At 45.2% G+C, this 17,066-nt stretch carries 15 protein-coding genes; 8 read left to right on the forward strand and 7 right to left on the reverse strand.

The window, feature by feature from the left end; translation table 11 throughout:
* Nucleotides 1-7 precede the first annotated feature (7 nt).
* Both NEJAP_RS01490 and metK read right to left on the reverse strand, forming a co-directional pair.
* Nucleotides 8-2,128 carry an EAL domain-containing protein gene (locus NEJAP_RS01490; RefSeq protein WP_201348970.1) on the reverse strand — a complete coding sequence of 707 codons (2,121 nt, stop codon included), beginning with the start codon at nt 2,126-2,128 and terminating at the stop codon, nt 8-10.
* Between the two features lie 162 nt (nt 2,129-2,290).
* Nucleotides 2,291-3,481 (reverse strand): methionine adenosyltransferase, encoded by a 1,191-nt coding sequence (gene metK, locus NEJAP_RS01495; protein ID WP_201348971.1) that lies wholly within the window; start codon nt 3,479-3,481, stop codon nt 2,291-2,293.
* 359 nt (nt 3,482-3,840) lie between these two features.
* On the opposite strand from metK, the gene tkt reads away from it, so the two are divergent.
* From tkt to NEJAP_RS01525, 6 genes are all read left to right on the forward strand, one after another.
* The gene (gene tkt / locus NEJAP_RS01500) at nt 3,841-5,835 is read left to right on the forward strand and encodes a transketolase (protein WP_201348972.1); all 1,995 of its coding nucleotides are present in this window, start codon (nt 3,841-3,843) and stop codon (nt 5,833-5,835) included.
* A gap of 59 nt (nt 5,836-5,894) precedes the next feature.
* Nucleotides 5,895-6,926 carry a type I glyceraldehyde-3-phosphate dehydrogenase gene (locus NEJAP_RS01505; RefSeq protein WP_201348973.1) on the forward strand — a complete coding sequence of 344 codons (1,032 nt, stop codon included), beginning with the start codon at nt 5,895-5,897 and terminating at the stop codon, nt 6,924-6,926.
* Between the two features lie 93 nt (nt 6,927-7,019).
* The gene (locus NEJAP_RS01510) at nt 7,020-8,186 is read left to right on the forward strand and encodes a phosphoglycerate kinase (protein WP_201348974.1); all 1,167 of its coding nucleotides are present in this window, start codon (nt 7,020-7,022) and stop codon (nt 8,184-8,186) included.
* A 69-nt stretch (nt 8,187-8,255) separates the two neighbouring features.
* Nucleotides 8,256-9,320 (forward strand): class II fructose-bisphosphate aldolase, encoded by a 1,065-nt coding sequence (gene fba, locus NEJAP_RS01515; protein WP_201348975.1) that lies wholly within the window; start codon nt 8,256-8,258, stop codon nt 9,318-9,320.
* An 85-nt stretch (nt 9,321-9,405) separates the two neighbouring features.
* Nucleotides 9,406-10,014, forward strand: a complete 609-nt coding sequence (locus NEJAP_RS01520) for a MarC family protein (RefSeq protein WP_201348976.1) — start codon at nt 9,406-9,408, stop codon at nt 10,012-10,014.
* 101 nt (nt 10,015-10,115) lie between these two features.
* Entirely contained in the window at nt 10,116-10,538 is a 423-nt protein-coding gene (locus NEJAP_RS01525) for a YidB family protein (RefSeq protein WP_201348977.1), read from the forward strand.
* A gap of 101 nt (nt 10,539-10,639) precedes the next feature.
* On the opposite strand, the gene NEJAP_RS01530 is transcribed toward NEJAP_RS01525, so the two are convergent.
* The 5 genes from NEJAP_RS01530 to NEJAP_RS01550 all read right to left on the reverse strand — a co-directional run bounded on the left by NEJAP_RS01530 (nt 10,640) and on the right by NEJAP_RS01550 (nt 14,724).
* The gene (locus tag NEJAP_RS01530) at nt 10,640-10,996 is read right to left on the reverse strand and encodes a RidA family protein (RefSeq protein ID WP_201348978.1); all 357 of its coding nucleotides are present in this window, start codon (nt 10,994-10,996) and stop codon (nt 10,640-10,642) included.
* A 32-nt stretch (nt 10,997-11,028) separates the two neighbouring features.
* The gene (locus tag NEJAP_RS01535) at nt 11,029-11,859 is read right to left on the reverse strand and encodes an NAD-dependent protein deacetylase (RefSeq protein WP_201348979.1); all 831 of its coding nucleotides are present in this window, start codon (nt 11,857-11,859) and stop codon (nt 11,029-11,031) included.
* Nucleotides 11,852-13,708: a cation:proton antiporter gene (locus tag NEJAP_RS01540; protein WP_201348980.1), complete on the reverse strand. Its 1,857-nt coding sequence runs from the start codon at nt 13,706-13,708 to the stop codon at nt 11,852-11,854. Before NEJAP_RS01540 ends, NEJAP_RS01535 begins: the two co-directional genes overlap by 8 nt.
* 160 nt (nt 13,709-13,868) lie before the next feature.
* A complete protein-coding gene (locus NEJAP_RS01545) occupies nt 13,869-14,264 on the reverse strand; it encodes a hypothetical protein (protein ID WP_201348981.1) in 396 nt (131 codons plus the stop codon).
* Nucleotides 14,265-14,295: 31 nt separating this feature from the next.
* Nucleotides 14,296-14,724 (reverse strand): DUF3995 domain-containing protein, encoded by a 429-nt coding sequence (locus NEJAP_RS01550; RefSeq protein ID WP_201348982.1) that lies wholly within the window; start codon nt 14,722-14,724, stop codon nt 14,296-14,298.
* 89 nt (nt 14,725-14,813) lie between these two features.
* On the opposite strand from NEJAP_RS01550, the gene NEJAP_RS01555 reads away from it, so the two are divergent.
* Together NEJAP_RS01555 and NEJAP_RS01560 are read left to right on the forward strand one after the other, a co-directional pair.
* Nucleotides 14,814-15,371 carry a TetR/AcrR family transcriptional regulator gene (locus NEJAP_RS01555; RefSeq protein ID WP_236591023.1) on the forward strand — a complete coding sequence of 186 codons (558 nt, stop codon included), beginning with the start codon at nt 14,814-14,816 and terminating at the stop codon, nt 15,369-15,371.
* 117 nt (nt 15,372-15,488) lie between these two features.
* Nucleotides 15,489-16,952: a PLP-dependent aminotransferase family protein gene (locus NEJAP_RS01560; RefSeq protein ID WP_201348984.1), complete on the forward strand. Its 1,464-nt coding sequence runs from the start codon at nt 15,489-15,491 to the stop codon at nt 16,950-16,952.
* The last annotated feature ends 114 nt before the right edge of the window (nt 16,953-17,066 follow it).

A 17,066-nucleotide genomic window follows, 5' to 3' on the forward strand; every position in this document is an offset into this window, starting at 1 on the left:
CCTTGGTTCAGTCTACTTCTATAATAAGATTTTGATTGTCGAGCAGTTCAATAAGCTTCTCGTTTTTCAATGGTCTGCTTAATAAGAAGCCTTGTGCTATATCGCAGTTAATCGAGCGTAAGATGTTTAGCTGCTCTACAGTTTCAACTCCTTCCGCGACTACTTTTACATTGAGTCCTTGAGCCATGTGAATAATGGCTTCTACAATTTTTTTATCGCCTTTGCTGTTTTCTAAATCCTGGATAAATGATTGATCTATCTTCACCTTATTGATTTGTAAGTTACGGATGCGGCTTAATGAAGAGTAGCCCGTACCAAAATCGTCAATTGAGATACTAATGCCCATGTGTTGTACCGTCTGGATTTTTTCTTGTAGCATCTCTAAAGAGGCGATCAGCACCCCCTCGGTAAGCTCTAGTTCTAAAGACTCCAATGGGATGTTGTATTCTTCGGTTGCTTCATGGATAAGCTGCTGAAGATCGCTACGCATGAATGTTAAACCAGAAAGGTTAACGGCAAGCTGAGGAACGTCGAGGCCCATTTGCCTCCATTGCTTGATTTGCTTAGCCGCGGCTTTTAAAACCCAGTTATCTAAACGAGTCACTAGCCCGCTTTGTTCTGCAAATACAACAAAAGTTGCGGGTGAAATAAAGCCGCGTTCAGGGTGCTCCCAACGCAAGAGCACTTCAGCTGAGATGATTTTATTGGTGTGTAAGTCATGCAATGGTTGAAATACGAGGTAGAACTGATCTTCTTCGATGGCTTGCTGGATGTCTTTCCACAGAATTAGTCGCTCATCTAATGCAAAGGTTTTCAACTGGTTGAAAAACATGTAATCAAGTTCAAGACGGCGTGCTTCGCTTAGTGCTTCTTCTGCATGGCTTAAAAGTGCTAACTCTTGATCTGCGTCATCGGGCGCAATACTGATGCCTACGCGCGATTGAAAAGATAGTTGCTGACCTTCAACCGTTGAAGGCCGCATGATCTCAGTTTGAATTGCATTGATGAGAATGTTTATTTCACGAAGGTCTGACAACTCTGGGCGTATGACAGTAATAATGTCATCACTGTAGCGTGCCAGTAGGTCGTCACTATGAAGTGTTTTCTTTATTCGGTTGGAAATGTCTATCAAAATTATATTGCAATAATCTGTTCCCCATTGTGCCAGAATATCTCGAAGCAAAGGCAGCTTGATGGTGATCACTGCACACTTTTTGCCATTGGGTAAAATGGCTAAAAGGCGAGCGAGTTCATCCTCTAGTGCTTTGCGTGATAGTAGGTGAGTGACAGGGTCGTAAGTGGCAAGGTGCTGGGCTTGAATGCTGGCTTGTTTGAGATCTTCATTTTCAATGGTTTGTTGGCGAAAGTGCACCAGTGCTTTGGCAATGCTGCCAATTTCGTCGTGGCGCTCGTTGTCGGTAATTTCTTCTGTAATATACCCTGATGTAAGGCGTTGTATCTGGTCGACAAGTCTGCCCGTAGGTGCTGTGATGCTATTTGCGATACGCCCTGAAACAAGGTATGCCAAGAGGCCTGCAAAAGTAGCTAACAGTACGAAGGTTATGTGGCGGGAAAAATAAGTATGCTGAATATCATTAAGGTAAATGCCTGAGCCCACAATAAGGTCGGTACCCGGGATGAGCTTCGCATAGCTAAGCTTTTGAGTGGGTGTCGCGCCCTCTGATTTTGGCCAAAAGTAGGTTGTAAATACCTCTCCTTTTTGACGTACGCCTTCTAGTATTGGTTGTGTGATGTAGTCGCCATTGTGGTCTTTGAGCAGGCTGGCATCACGTCCATTAATGTTTGTTAGTATTGGGTGAACAATATTAATGCCAGCGAGATCGATAATAAAAATATAGTTGTTATCATCATAGCGAAGAGTGTGTGCAAGTTGTTTTGTAAAGGAGAGCTTTTCTTCTTCAGAAAGCGTGTGGTTATCTGAAGATAGCACAGGCTTTAATTGACTAATGGCACTATCGACAACGCTTTTGATAATGCTTTTACGAGAGTCAATTAAATCATCATGTGAATACTTGAGTGCAATAAGAGACACTGCCGCAATACTGAACATTATCAGTGCGACTAGAATAAACAGTTTCCAGCGAATGCTGATGTCTTGTAAACGCATTAACCCTCAAACCTCCATACCTACGATTGGGAGTTACAACTGAATAGTAATACTAAGGATGGTTGATATATGAGTTTTGGACACAAAGGTGAAAAATGCCAGTTTTTGGCAAATATAGAAACAAAAAAAGGCGCTAGAGCGCCCTTTTTCAGTGTGTGGTGTTTAGATGCCCGCGTCTGCTTTTAGGGCTGCTACTTTATCGGTGCGTTCCCACGTAAATGCGGTAAAGGTGTCATCCTTTACGGACATTTCATAAGGCAGGCGTCCAAAGTGTCCGTAAGCAGCTGTCGCCTGGTACATAGGGTGTAAAAGGTCGAGCATACGAGTAATTGCGTGTGGGCGCAGGTCGAAGTGGCGATTGATTAGTCCGATAATCTTCTCATCAGATATTTTGCCCGTTCCGAAAGTATTGATAGACACTGATGTAGGTTCAGCAACACCGATTGCATATGATACTTGGATCTCGCAACGATCAGCTAAACCTGCCGCGACGATGTTTTTAGCAACATAACGGCCAGCATAAGCGGCAGAGCGGTCTACTTTTGATGGGTCTTTGCCCGAAAATGCACCGCCACCGTGACGCGCCATGCCGCCGTAGGTGTCTACAATAATTTTACGTCCAGTCAGGCCGCAGTCTCCTACAGGGCCGCCGGTAACAAATGAGCCTGTAGGGTTGATGTGGAATTTGGTCTCTTTGGTGAGCCACTCTGCTGGTAAAACATGCTTGATGATAAGCTCCATGACCGCTTCGCGTAAATCGGACTGGGAAACATCGGCGTTATGCTGAGTTGATAGAACAACCGCATCGATGCCTGATGGTTTGCCATTTTCATAACGGAATGTCACTTGTGATTTTGCATCAGGGCGCAACCAAGGCAATAAGCCGGATTTTCGAACTTCAGCTTGGCGCTCGACCAAGCGATGAGAGTACGTGATCGGTGCTGGCATGAGTACATCAGTTTCGTTCGAGGCGTAACCAAACATCAGCCCCTGATCGCCTGCGCCTTGGTCTTCTGGTTTCGCTCTATCTACCCCTTGGGCAATTTCATGTGCTTGTTTACCAATAATATTGATAACACCGCATGTCGCTCCATCATACCCAACGTCTGAAGAGGTATAACCGATATCGCAGATAACGTTACGTACGATGTCTTCAAGGTCGACCCAAGCGGAGGTTGTTATTTCTCCAGAAACAATCGCTACACCTGTTTTAACCAGTGTTTCGCAGGCAACACGCGCATATTTATCTTCACTGATAATGGCGTCAAGAACGGCGTCTGAAATTTGGTCGGCAATTTTGTCTGGGTGGCCTTCAGACACGGATTCAGAAGTAAATAGGCTATATTCGCTCATCGCGTGTTTGTATCCTCAATTAAAGCTATCTATAAGAAGTGTCTAATAGAAATTAATTTAACTAAATAAAGTCATTTCTATGTAGAACGGTTTCTCATGAAACGATGGAATTCAGAGCATGTGTGGAAGATCACTAACGTCTCTGGTTTGAACTAATGACGTATTTTAGCTTTGTTGTGCACTTATTGCATGATATTAGGTCTGGTTTTTCATGAAAATTTCATGAATTAACATGAAAATCCTTCAGTTTTCGTCGAAATTGGGTTTAACCGTTGAAGCGAAGCCGTATCTGCGAGAAAATTGCGGCCTGTTTTTATACTTCGCTTCATTAAATTGGGAAAATCCCAGGAGTTGATTGAATGTCCTCTCGTAGAGAACTGGCCAATGCTATTCGCGCTTTAAGTATGGATGCTGTTCAAAAAGCAAAATCGGGTCACCCAGGTGCACCAATGGGTATGGCTGATATTGCCGAAGTGCTTTGGAACGATTTTATGCAGCATAACCCAGCTAACCCGCAATGGTTTGATCGTGATCGTTTCGTTTTGTCCAACGGCCATGGGTCTATGTTGATCTACTCTTTGTTGCATTTGACCGGTTACGATGTATCAATTGATGACATCAAAAACTTCCGTCAGCTTCATTCTAAGACAGCAGGGCATCCAGAATATGGTTATTGCCCAGGCGTAGAGACAACCACAGGTCCATTAGGGCAGGGTATTTCTAATGCCGTAGGTTTTGCTACAGCTGAGAAAATCTTAGCTGCGCAGTTTAACCGTGAAGGGCACGAAATTATTGACCATAACACCTATGCATTTATGGGCGATGGTTGCATGATGGAAGGTATTTCTCATGAAGCGTGTTCACTCGCTGGCACATTAGGTTTAGGTAAGTTGATCGTCTTTTGGGATGACAACGGTATCTCTATCGACGGGGAAGTCGAAGGTTGGTACACCGACGATAACGTTAAGCGTTTTGAAGCATACGGATGGCAGGTTATCCCGGGTGTTGATGGGCATGATGCTGATCAGATCCGCAGTGCTATTACCCGTGCTAAAGAAGCAACTGATCGTCCAACATTGATCTGCTGTAAAACAACGATTGGTTTTGGTTCTCCCAATAAAGAAGGTAAAGAAGATTGCCACGGCGCACCTTTGGGCGATGACGAAATCGCATTAACACGCGAGCGTCTGAACTGGCCTCATGCTGCATTTGAAGTTCCAGAAGATATTTACACCGACTGGAGTGCAAAAGATGCGGGTGTGCGTGCTGAAAATGACTGGAATACACGTTTTGCTGCTTATAATGCGGCTTTCCCAGAGCTAGCTGCTGACTTGTTACGTCGTATTTCTGGTGACTTGCCAGCTGATTTCTCTGAAAAAGCTGATGCGTGGATTGCAGAAATCGCTGCTAAAGGTGAAACGATTGCTTCACGTAAAGCGTCACAGAACTCACTGAATGCGTATGGTCCATTATTACCAGAACTGCTTGGTGGCTCTGCTGATTTAGCGGGTTCAAACCTGACACTATGGTCGGGTGCTAAAGGCATTAGTAAAGATGATGCTTCTGGTAACTACTTATATTATGGCGTACGTGAATTTGGTATGTCAGCCATGATGAATGGCTTAGCATTGCATGGTGGTTTTATTCCATACGGTGCTACTTTCTTAGTATTTATGGAATATGCTCGTAATGCGTTGCGTATGGCTGCATTGATGAAACAGCGTGTCATCCATGTTTACACGCATGACTCAATTGGTTTGGGTGAAGACGGACCTACTCATCAACCAGTTGAACAGGTTTCTAACCTGCGTCATACACCGAATATGAGCTGCTGGCGCCCTGGTGATGCTGTTGAATCTGCTGTCGCGTGGAAAGCAGCACTTGAGCGCGCTGATGGCCCTACCGCTATGGTGTTCTCTCGTCAGAATCTGCCTCATCAACAGCGTACTCCTGAGCAGGTTGCTAACATTGCACGTGGAGGATATATCCTACGTGATACGGATGGTCAACCTGATGCAATCTTGATTGCCACGGGATCTGAATTAGGACTAGCAATGGATGCGGCTGAAGCGTTAACTGCTGAAGGCAAGAAAGTTCGCGTAGTCTCTATGCCAGAAACGGGCGTGTTTGACCGTCAGGATGCGGCATACCGTGAATCAGTTTTGCCTGCTGCAGTGACAGCGCGAGTCGCTGTTGAAGCGTTGCAAGCGGATTTCTGGTACAAGTATGTCGGCTTAAACGGCGGGATTGTTGGTATGACTACCTTTGGTGAGTCTGCACCTGCTGGCGATCTGTTTAAGCACTTCGGATTTACTGTGGATAACGTTGTAGCAACAGTAAAATCAGTACTGTAAAAAGCTATAAGCCGGGCGCTTGTCCGGCTTTTTTTTATCTAAATATATAAGCGAGTTAGATGAGCTTTCGAATTGCGATTAATGGCTACGGTCGAATCGGACAGTGTGTCCTGCGGGCAATCTATGAGAATGGATTACAGCAGCAGTTGCAGGTGGTTGCTTTAAATGAACTATCCGATATAGAAACCGTTACATATCTGACGCGCTACGACACAACACATGGTCGTTTCCCTCTTCCCGTAGAGCACGATGGCGAAAGCCTGATCATCGCTAATGACCGCATTAAAGTCATTAATCAATCAGACCCGTCGTTGCTTCCCTGGGGTGAAATGGGTATTGATCTTGTGATCGAATGCTCCGGCTCTTTTAGTGATCGAGAAACAGCCGAGCAGCATTTGCAATCGGGTGCCAAAAGGCTGCTTTTTTCTCAGCCTGCAATGCCTGATGTAGATGCAACCATTGTTTATGGTTTGAATCATCAGCTTCTTATGCCTGACATGACAGTGGTTTCGGCTGCGTCTTGTACCACCAATTGTGTTATTCCGGTACTGGATCTATTGGATAAGGAGCTGGACATTGTATGTGGAGTTACCACAACGATTCACTCTGCAATGAATGATCAGCCAGTCATTGATAGCTATCACCAAACGGATCTGCGTTTAACAAGAAGCGCTATGCAATCGATCATTCCTGTTGATACTGGCTTAGGCAAGGGGATAGATCGTTTACTTCCTCAGTTAGCAGGGCGTTTTGAGTGTTTGCATTTGAGGGTTCCGACTATCAACGTATCTGTTATGGATATGAGTATTAATGTATCTAAACCAACCTCTGCTGATGAGGTGAATCAGATATTTAAAAATGCTTCTGCGCAGCATTTAAAAGGCTTGTTGGGCTATACCGAAGAGCCACACGCTTCAGTTGATTTTAATCGTGACCCTCGTTCCGCCATTGTTGATGGTACGCAAACACGCGTGAGTGGCGAAAAGATGATCAAGTTACTCTGCTGGTTTGATAACGAGTGGGGGTTTGCGAATCGTATGTTGGATATAGCTCAGGATTGGCTATACCTATCTGGAAAAGATGTGAGTTAACGTAAGCAGCGTTTTCCAAGGCAAAGATTGTAGAGAATATAGAGTAAATTTTTCGAATTAAACCATTAGCTAAATAGTCAGTAGGACACGATCATGAGTGTATTGAAGATGACAGACCTGGATTTGAACGGAAAGCGCGTACTTATCCGTGAAGATCTCAATGTTCCTGTTAAGGATGGACAAGTAACCTCAGATGCCCGTATTCGTGCGTCATTGCCAACGATTGAGTTTGCATTGAAGGCCGGCGCTCAAGTAATGGTGATGTCTCATTTGGGGCGCCCTACTGAAGGTGAATATGAAGAAAAATATTCGCTAGCACCTGTTGCCGAACATATTAGTAAGCTTTTATCACGCCAAGTACCTTTAGTTAAAAATTGGCTTGAAGGTGGTTTTGAAGTGGCTGCTGGTGAGCTCGTGTTGCTGGAAAATGTGCGCTTCAATACCGGCGAGAAGAAAGATAATGAAGCACTGTCACAAAAAATGGCAGGATTGTGTGATATCTATGTAATGGATGCATTTGGCACCGCACATAGAGCTCAGGCTTCTACTCACGGTGTTGCTCGTTTTGCCCAGGTTGCATGCGCAGGCCCATTGTTAGCCAATGAGTTGGATGCATTGGGTAAAGCACTGAAGCAGCCTACGCCTCCATTGGTAGCTATTGTGGGTGGCTCAAAAGTATCCACTAAGTTGGAAGTGCTAAACTCGCTGTCTGATAAAGTCGATCAGCTCATTGTAGGTGGCGGTATTGCCAATACATTCTTAGCAGCAGCGGGTAAGCCGGTAGGTAAGTCATTGTGCGAACATGACTTAATTCCAGTCGCTCAAGAGCTAATGAAAAAAGTAAACATTCCGCTACCAGTAGATGTTGTAGTGGCAACGGAGTTTTCAGAAACAGCAACGGCAACGGTGAAGTCTGTCGATGATGTGGCAGAAGATGACATGATTCTGGATATCGGCCCTGTCTCTGCCCAAGCACTTGCCAGTACGCTTAAAGATGCGGGTACTATTATCTGGAATGGACCTGTTGGCGTATTTGAGTTTGATCAGTTTGCTGGTGGTACGAAAACATTATCGTTAGCCATTGCTGAAAGTGCAGGATTCTCTATAGCAGGAGGGGGCGATACACTCGCTGCTGTAGATAAATATGAGATTGCTGATAAAGTATCCTATATCTCAACGGGTGGTGGCGCTTTCCTTGAGTTTGTTGAAGGAAAAGTACTACCCGCAGTCGCAATTTTGGAAACACGTGCAGCACAGTAAAGCGCTTTGCTTATTTTGTATCTTTTATAGCTAAGCTGAAAAATAAATTAAAGAAATAGGTGAAACACAATGGCTTTAATATCAATGCGTCAGCTGCTGGATCATGCAGCTGAATATGGTTACGGAATCCCTGCATTCAATGTGAATAACTTGGAGCAGATGCGTGCCATTATGGAAGCGGCAGATAAAACCAACTCTCCGGTGATTGTGCAGGCTTCTGCTGGCGCCCGCAAATATGCAGGCTCTAACTTCCTGCGTCATATGATTTTGGCTTCTATCGCTGAGTTTCCACACATTCCTGTTTGTATGCATCAGGATCATGGTACTTCTCCTGATATTTGTCAGCGCTCTATCGCGATGGGTTTCTCGTCAGTCATGATGGATGGTTCGTTAATGAGTGATGGCAAAACACCATCAAGCTATGAGTACAACGTTGATGTAACACGTCGTACTGTTGAAATGGCTCACGCCTGTGGCGTTTCAGTTGAAGGTGAGCTGGGCTGCTTGGGATCATTAGAAACGGGGCAAGCCGGTGAAGAAGATGGCGTAGGTGCTGAAGGTACGCTTTCAATGGATCAGATGTTAACTGATCCTGATGAAGCGGCTGATTTTGTAAGCAAAACAAATGTTGATGCCTTGGCTATTGCGTGTGGTACTTCACATGGTGCATATAAATTTACGCGTCCACCAACCGACGATATTCTGGCAATTGATCGTATTAAAGCAATTCATCAGCGCATACCGGGTACGCATTTGGTTATGCATGGCTCATCTTCTGTCCCACAAGAGTGGTTGGCTGTGATCAATGAGTTCGGTGGTGATATGCCTGAAACTTACGGTGTGCCCGTTGAGCAGATCGTTGAAGGTATCAAGTACGGTGTGCGTAAAATCAATATTGATACGGATTTACGTTTGGCTTCTACGGGTGCGATTCGTCGTTTCTTGGCTGAAAACCCATCTGAATTTGATCCACGTAAATACTTGAAGAAAACTATTGAAGCGATGAGCGATATCTCAGCTGCTAGATACGAAGCTTTTGGTGCTGCAGGTCAAGCATCAAAAATCAATGCAATATCGTTGGAAAATATGGCGGATGCATATGAGGCTGGCAAGCTGGATGCGAAAATAGCCTAAAGTGATGTGTCTGTGAAAAAGCCGCCTTCATAGGCGGCTTTTTTGTATATATCGAATGCAATTAATGTATTGAGAATGCTTTGTTATGGCTTTAATTCTGTCTACCTGGGTTAAGTTTGCTTTCCTGTTTGCGCCTTTCTTTGTTGTCTCGATGTTTTTGGCATTGACACGTACAGATTCGGTAGCAGATAGGCGTTCTATTGCTAACCGTGCAGTCTTTGCTGCTTTGTGCATTAGTCTTGTGCTGTTTTTCTTTGGTTCTGCCTTGTTTGCATTACTGGGAATAACATTGGATTCATTTCGTATTGGTGCAGGGATCCTGCTGTTTCTTTCTGCTATTAGTTTGGTAAGAGATGGTGTTAGAGCAAACGCTGAGGTGCCTTCTGAGCAGCGTGATGATGTATCTGTTGTTCCCTTAGCTATTCCCACAATTATAGGCCCTGCGACTATCGGTACAATTTTGGTGTATGGCGCTGAGCTGCATGGCCTTGATATCGCTTATGGCTTGATTGGTTTGGTATTAGCGTTAGTGAGTCTATTGGTTTGTCTTCATCTTTCTACTTGGATGGAGAGAATATTAGGCAAAACAGGGCTCAATGTATTAAGTAAGGTGACTGGGCTCATTCTTGCTGCAATGGCATCTCAAATTGTGCTGACAGGCATACATGGGTTTCTTCAGTCTGTGGGGGTGTAATAAGATTAACATGCGATTCATGTTGGTAAGCGTAGCTTATCAATCATTAATCAGGCACCTAATTAGGCACCTGCAATCACCCATAAAGAGGAGATACACCGATGGACTTATTAAAAATTGCAGCTGATTTGTTTCTGAATAAATTAGGTACTTCTGCTGATGGCGTTGATTCTAATCAACTAACTAGCGCTCTAGGCTCATTACTAGGTGGTGCAGACGGTCAGATTGATCTGAGTGATCTTATTTCAAAAGTGAGCAATGGTGGTTTAGCTTCGTTGGCGCAATCATGGTTGGGCGATGGCGCAAATGATGGCTTTTCTGTAGAGCAGGTGATGTCAGTGTTAGGGCAATCGCAGGTTAGTGAATTTTCATCTTCATTGGGTTTAGATGAAGGTGCTGCTTCGAATGCGTTATCAGACATGATTCCTGAGCTTATCGATCAAAATAGCTCAGCGGGTGGTTTATTAGAGGCTGTAGGCGGTGTTAGCGGTTTGGCTGGAATGGCATCAAAGTTTTTTAAATAAGTACGATTAAGCGCTGTTGTGATTGTTCATGACAATGCTTACCTGTGACTAAAAGCGGGCCCTTATACGGGCCTGCTTTTTTGCAGAAGTCGTAGATTTTTTTAGCGTTGTGGAACCGCCGCAACAACAGAAACTTCTACTAATAATTCAGCTCTAGCCATACGTGCTTCAACGCATGCTCTTGCTGGAGCATAACCTTCAGGAACCCAGGCATCCCACACTGCATTCATGGCAGCGAAATCTTTCATGTCGCGAATATAAAGTGTCGCAGACAGAATGTTTTTATTATCAGTTCCCGCTTGTTCTAGTAAAGCGTCAACCTTGGCAAGCATGGTGCGAGTCTGCTCTTGGATATCGGTATTAGCATCTGCAGCAACCTGACCACATAGGTAAACGGTATCGTTATGGATGACAATACGGCTCATGCGCTGCTGAGTTTCAAGGCGAGTAATGCTCATGTTTTTTCCTGTCTTTGTAATTGCTGGCAACTTTAACTGAGTTGTTCCAACGTCTCTTTAATGGGTGAGTTAAGCTTCAATGTCAGTAGTTCGTCTGCACGTGTTTTTCCAAGCGTTAGTGCCGCTATTGGGATGCCCCACTCGTGCGCCCTTTTGCAAAAACGAAAACCTGAGTAGACCATCAGAGATGATCCGATTACGAGCAAACCATCTGCTTTTTTTAGTTGTTTGAGTGATCGTTCAACGTGTTGTCGCGGAACATTATCACCAAAAAACACGACATCGGGTTTTAATATGCCTTCACAAACAGGGCAGTCACTGACTTTGAATAGACCAAAGTCTACACGCTCAAGATCCGCATCGCCATCGGGAGCGGCAACCGCCTGCAAATTTTTGAAACTAGGATTTAATTCAAGCATCCAATCATGAACTTGGTTGCGAGTGTAATTAGCTGCACACGCCATACATAGTACGTTATCAGAGCGACCATGAAGGTCGATAATATTCTTCTGCCCTGCCTCTTGGTGTAAACCATCAACGTTTTGTGTGATAAGAAGAGATATGTGCCCAGCTTTTTCGAGTTCAGTTAGCTTGTTGTGCGAGGCATTAGGTTGGGCATCTCGCATCATTGGCCATCCTGCTAAGCTGCGCGCCCAGAAGCGCTGCCGTGTTGCAAGGCTGCTCATGAAATCATTGTGTTGGACCGGCTGCTTGCGTTTCCACTGAGCGTTGTGGTCCCGGTAATCAGGAATCCCCGAGTCAGTACTGATGCCGGCACCCGTTAAAATAACTAAGCGGGGATGCTTTTCTATAAAGGTCTGTAGCTTAGCGGCTGCAAGCTGTGCGATTAATATTTCACTCATACTGGGGTTTGGCACTATCAGTTTCATGATTGGTGTTGGTGGTTTTTTCATCAGGAGGTGACGTTTCAATCGACAGGATCGTCCAACCCTCTTTAACCGCTAGTTTTTCTTCTGGTGAAAAAAATCTGAGTCGTCCCTCAGGAGTGACAGCCATCAGAAGTGAGCGTTTATTACTGTGTTCCTCTTCCCAATGTGACAAGCTGTAATCTTTTGATAGTGCTGTGGCTTTGAGGCGAGCTTCTTGGCTCATTAAGCTTGACAGTTTCTTGAATGAGAAGCTGTCTTTGCCCATTGTTTTACCTTGATGCTCTGAAGCGACAGCGTGGCGTGATGATGACGTGCTGTTTTTTTCAGCCTTGATAGCATAAATAAAACGGGTTTCAAATTCGCTGCGAAAATGCAGGCAAGCCAGTGCGTTTATCTCATGCTGTGGTGTGGCGGCTAGTAGTTGTCCATACCCTCCTAATTCGAGCTTCTCTGAGACCCGCGTTGAAAGTGGATTGCCATGTAAGGTTTGTAGTCCAGACATACGAGCTTCACTAATGTTTTCCCAACTTGGGTCTATTAACAGTGTCGGTATGTCTTGTTTAGCTAGTGCTGTAGCAATCGCACGAGCTACTTTATTAGCACCAATAATGACGAGTCCTTTTGACTCTGGTTCAGTTACGCCTAGTTTTTGTGCAACAAAACGTGCCGTCGCACTTTGAAATACCACTGTTCCAATAATCACGGAGAAGGTAAGTGCGGTCAGCAGCTCGGCGTTAGCATAGCCATTTTCTTCTAGGCGTAGAGCAAAAAAAGCAGAAACTGCCGCAGCAACAATACCACGAGGTCCAACCCAAGCAATGAGGCTTTTCTCTTGCCAGCTAAGATCGCTGCCAATGCTGCAAAGCCCTACAGAGATGGGGCGAATAATAAATTGAATCACGGCGAGCAGTGCCAGTGCAGGCAAGCCGAGAGCGATGAGGTGATCTAAGTTTAAACGGGCTGCTAATAAGATGAATAAACCAGAGATGAGAAGAAGAGTGAGGTTTTCTTTAAAGGATAAAATCTCCTCAATATGAATGCCTTTGGCGTTGGCCAGCCAAATTCCCATTACAGTGACGGCTAATAACCCTGATTCATGTGCTAGGTAGTTAGAGAGGGTGAATGTGGTAAGGACTAAGGCGAGTGTGCCAAAGGCGTGTAGGTATTCGGGGAGCCAATGGCGACGGATCACAAAAGTCAGCAAAAAGGCTGCAAATGCTCCAAGTGCAGAGCCTACTAGAATAATTTCGCCAAAAAGTAGAGCGGTATGGGATATTAGCCCGCTGGCTTGCTGGCTTGATATTATCCACTCGAATACAAGTACAGCCATGAGGGCGCCAATTGGGTCAATAATGATCCCTTCCCAGCGTAAAACGTTAGCGATACGACTGGTGGCGCGCAACGTTCGTAGCATCGGAATGATAACAGTGGGGCCTGTAACGACCACAAGCGCACCAAATAATGCGGCTAGCTCGACAGGTAATTTAATAATCAAATGAGAAGCGATAGCTATCAGTGCCCAAGTGATTAGTGCTCCCCAGGTCACTAATCGCCGGACAACACTACTGACATCGCGTACCTGATTAAAGTGAAGCGTTAAGCTGCCTTCAAACAAAATGATGGCAATGGAAAGTGACACAACAGGAAAGAGTAGATCACCAAACAAGGCGTCTGGGTCGAGTGTTTGGCTGACCGGACCCAGCAAAATACCGGTAACGAGTAAAAACAAAATAGCAGGAAGTTTTAAACGCCATGCTAACCATTGGCAAGCGATGCTACACAGGGCGATAACTGCCAGCAATGAGGTATCAGAGAGTTGCATTGACCATCCTGTATATTTTCTAATTGTCCGAGTATTACCCGTTATATGTATTCACTTTACTGGCTTCTCACTGAAAATCCAGTGTTGCCAATCGAGGGCTAAATATAGCAGTGTATTGTTTTTCTTAGTAAAACAGCGCATTTCACTAATGGTGCGTTAGTTATACCGCGCCTGTGCCGAGAAGCCCTAATACCCCAATTGGCAATAACAACACCCACTGCGGCAGTTTGTAAAACACTTGTGCATTGAAGAAGATCCAGCCAATCACGATAAATAACACAGCGAACAAGATGTAAAAGCTGGATAGTGCGTTTAGTAACAGCTCAAGTCCTAGTAGTTGGTCTGGCTGAGGATTGAAACCAGCGTAAACGTATAGGCAGGATGTCAACAACAGATACGCAGAAATCACGTGCCAGCAGACCAGCAAACAACCTTTGATGTCGTGTGCTAAATCTGTTTGTAGGAAAGGGCGTATGAGGGTTATTTGACCACCAAATATGTGTATAGCGGTGGTAAGTAAGCCAATAGCCCCGGCGCTGAGTAGAAAGTTATTCATGCTTTGTGTCCCGTTGTGGGTGAGTGACGTTTTAAAGGCTGAGTACAATGCTCAAATAACTAGCTGCTAGTATTAAGCACAAGGGAGCAAAGTAGCACCGATCAAGTGACTTGAAAGGTTCCGTTCTGGGGAGCTTGGGTAGTGCATAAGTGGATAGCCCGCGCAGAAAGAAAACGACAAAAAGAACCCACATTGATGTTAGCCTGCACCATTCGGGTAGAGGAAGAGAGATTATATTGATGGCCCATAAAGGCAGCACGGCCGCTGCTAATATTAGTAGTGCAACGAGCGCCGTGAGTCCCATACCCGGTGAGCCCTTGTCTGAATCAACGCCAGCGACTGAACGAGCAAATTGTTTAGGGTCTTTAACTGGCCAAGTGCTACCACTGGCCCATAAAAAATGTAGAGCCGAGACTCCAGCTAAAACGATAAACACTAGCCAAGCAATGAAAAGAATCATATCTATCTCCGGTTTTATATGTATCCATACGCTAGCGTATGGTGTAGTAAGCGCTTGTTGCTGTCAATACGCTAGCGTATGGTTACATGATGGAAGATAAACAACGATTAGATAAAACTGCTTGGATCAACGCGGGCTTTAGAGCGCTTTGTGTGAATGGACCTGCGGCGTTAAAGGCTGAGCCTTTGGCGCGAGAGCTGGGCGTGAGCAAGGGCTCTTTCTATTGGCATTTTGCCAACTTGGCTGCCTTTCGAGAGGCGATGATAGAGCACTGGGTGGCGGTGGCGACAAGAGGCATTATTGAGCTTGTAGAAGCGCATAGCAAAAATCCAGATGAACGCTTGCGGTATTTGGTGCATTTGTCGACTGAGCCGCCACCAGAGGCAGTGGGAGGTCGGGGAGCAGAAGGGGCTATTCGTTGTTGGGGTCGAGCTGATTTAGTGGTGGCGGAGCAATTGCGTGCAGTGGACGCTGCTCGGCTGGACTTTTGTTCAGAGCAATTTTTGCAGCTCAATTTCAGCGCTGCAGATGCACGGTTAAGGGGGCGGTTGCTCTATGCATCTTTGATTGGTCTAGAGGACCTTGATCAGTCAGGGCTGGCAGTGTTGCGCGATGATTTACAGGCATCTTTGGGTGTTTTGTTGTAGGGGCTTTGTTTAGTGATATTGAGAAGGCTGCGTCTGTTTTATAAAAGTGCACCTTGACCCATAGACTTGTGCCGTACCATACTTTTACCTATAGATTTTAGAGGTGGTTAATCACATATGCCTTTTCATTTATTCCACCTTGAAGCAGGCAGTAGCCGAACCTTACAGCAGCAGATCCGCTCTCAGCTAACGGCAGCTATTTTGAACGGCAATATTCCTGTGGATATGGCGTTGCCTTCAAGCCGTAAACTGTCTGAGTTGCTGGGTGTTTCACGTAATACAGTCATTCGCGTTTATGAGCTGATGCTCAGTGAAAATGTCATTATTTCGCGTGAGCGTAGTGGCTACTACATCAATCCAGAATACCGCGTTCAAGCAGTCCTTCCTCGCAGTGAGGCGAGTGGCAATGATAAAGTGCATTGGCAACGGTTCTTACACCAAAAACCCAGTGAACAACGCAATATTGTTAAACAAAGCCACTGGCAGCGTTACTCCTACCCTTTTGTTTATGGGCAATTCGATCCACAAAGTTTTCCCGTGCAACAGTGGCGAGAGTGTTGTCGCGATTCAGTTACTGAAGCTGCGGTAGGTAATTGGGCATCTGATCAGCTGATGGACGACCCTATGCTGATTGAACATATTCAATCACATATTTTGCCCAGGCGAGGCATATGGGCTAAACCTGAGCAGATTCTGATTACGGTTGGGGCGCAGCATGCTATTTATCTCGTATCACAGTTGGTGCTACGGCCTGGCGATACGTTTGGTATTGAAGACCCTTGCTATGTGGATGTGCGTAATATTGCAGCAGCTCGTCCAGCAAACGTTGTACCAATCCCACTAGATAATGAAGGTTTGATAGTAGATGAGCGTTTGTCGGACTGCGATTGCATTTATGTCACGCCGAGCCATCAATTCCCCACGACGGTAACGATGACATTGGAGCGTCGTAAGCAGCTTTTATTAAAAGCCGCTGAAGATGACTTTTTGATAATTGAAGATGACTACGAAGCTGAAGCCAATTTCACCGGTACGCCGTGCCCCGCATTAAAAAGTATTGACCATGCCGGACGAGTTGTTTATATCGGTAGCTTTTCTAAAACCTTGGCGCCAGGTTTACGGTTGGGCTACATGGTGGCAGATGAGGCGCTGATTAAAGAGGCACATGCCTTGCGGCGCCTAATGCTTCGCCAAGCGCCTATGAATAATCAACGTACGGTTGCACTATTTATTGCGCGGGGTTATTACGACGCGCTCATTAATCGCCAGAGCCTAATTTATAAAGAGCGTTGGCATCTCATGCAAAACGTATTAGCACGGCATCTGCCTAATAGTACTAATCCACCTACGTTTGGAGGTTCTTCATATTGGATTGAAGGGCCGGTTGAACTGGATTCTAGAAAGTTATCTGAGCTGGCTAGGGCGGACAGTATTTTAATTGAACCTGGAGAGGTTTATTACGCGCACGCACCATTGCTAAATTGTTTTAAGCTGGGATATAGCTCGATCGCATCAGATAGAATTGAATCGGGTATCGATAGGCTAGCGCAACTAATTAATCGTCATTGGGGCGGTAGTTAAAAATATGTTGTCTTGGCGTAATCTTTAACCGCTACGGCTGGTTATCTGGTTCCTTTTTCATTCTAAGGTGTGGTACCAGCTATTAGGGTTAAGTTAATAAACTGGTTCTCTGCG

This window comes from Neptunomonas japonica JAMM 1380 (assembly GCF_016592555.1).
Classification (GTDB): domain Bacteria; phylum Pseudomonadota; class Gammaproteobacteria; order Pseudomonadales; family Balneatricaceae; genus Neptunomonas; species Neptunomonas japonica_A.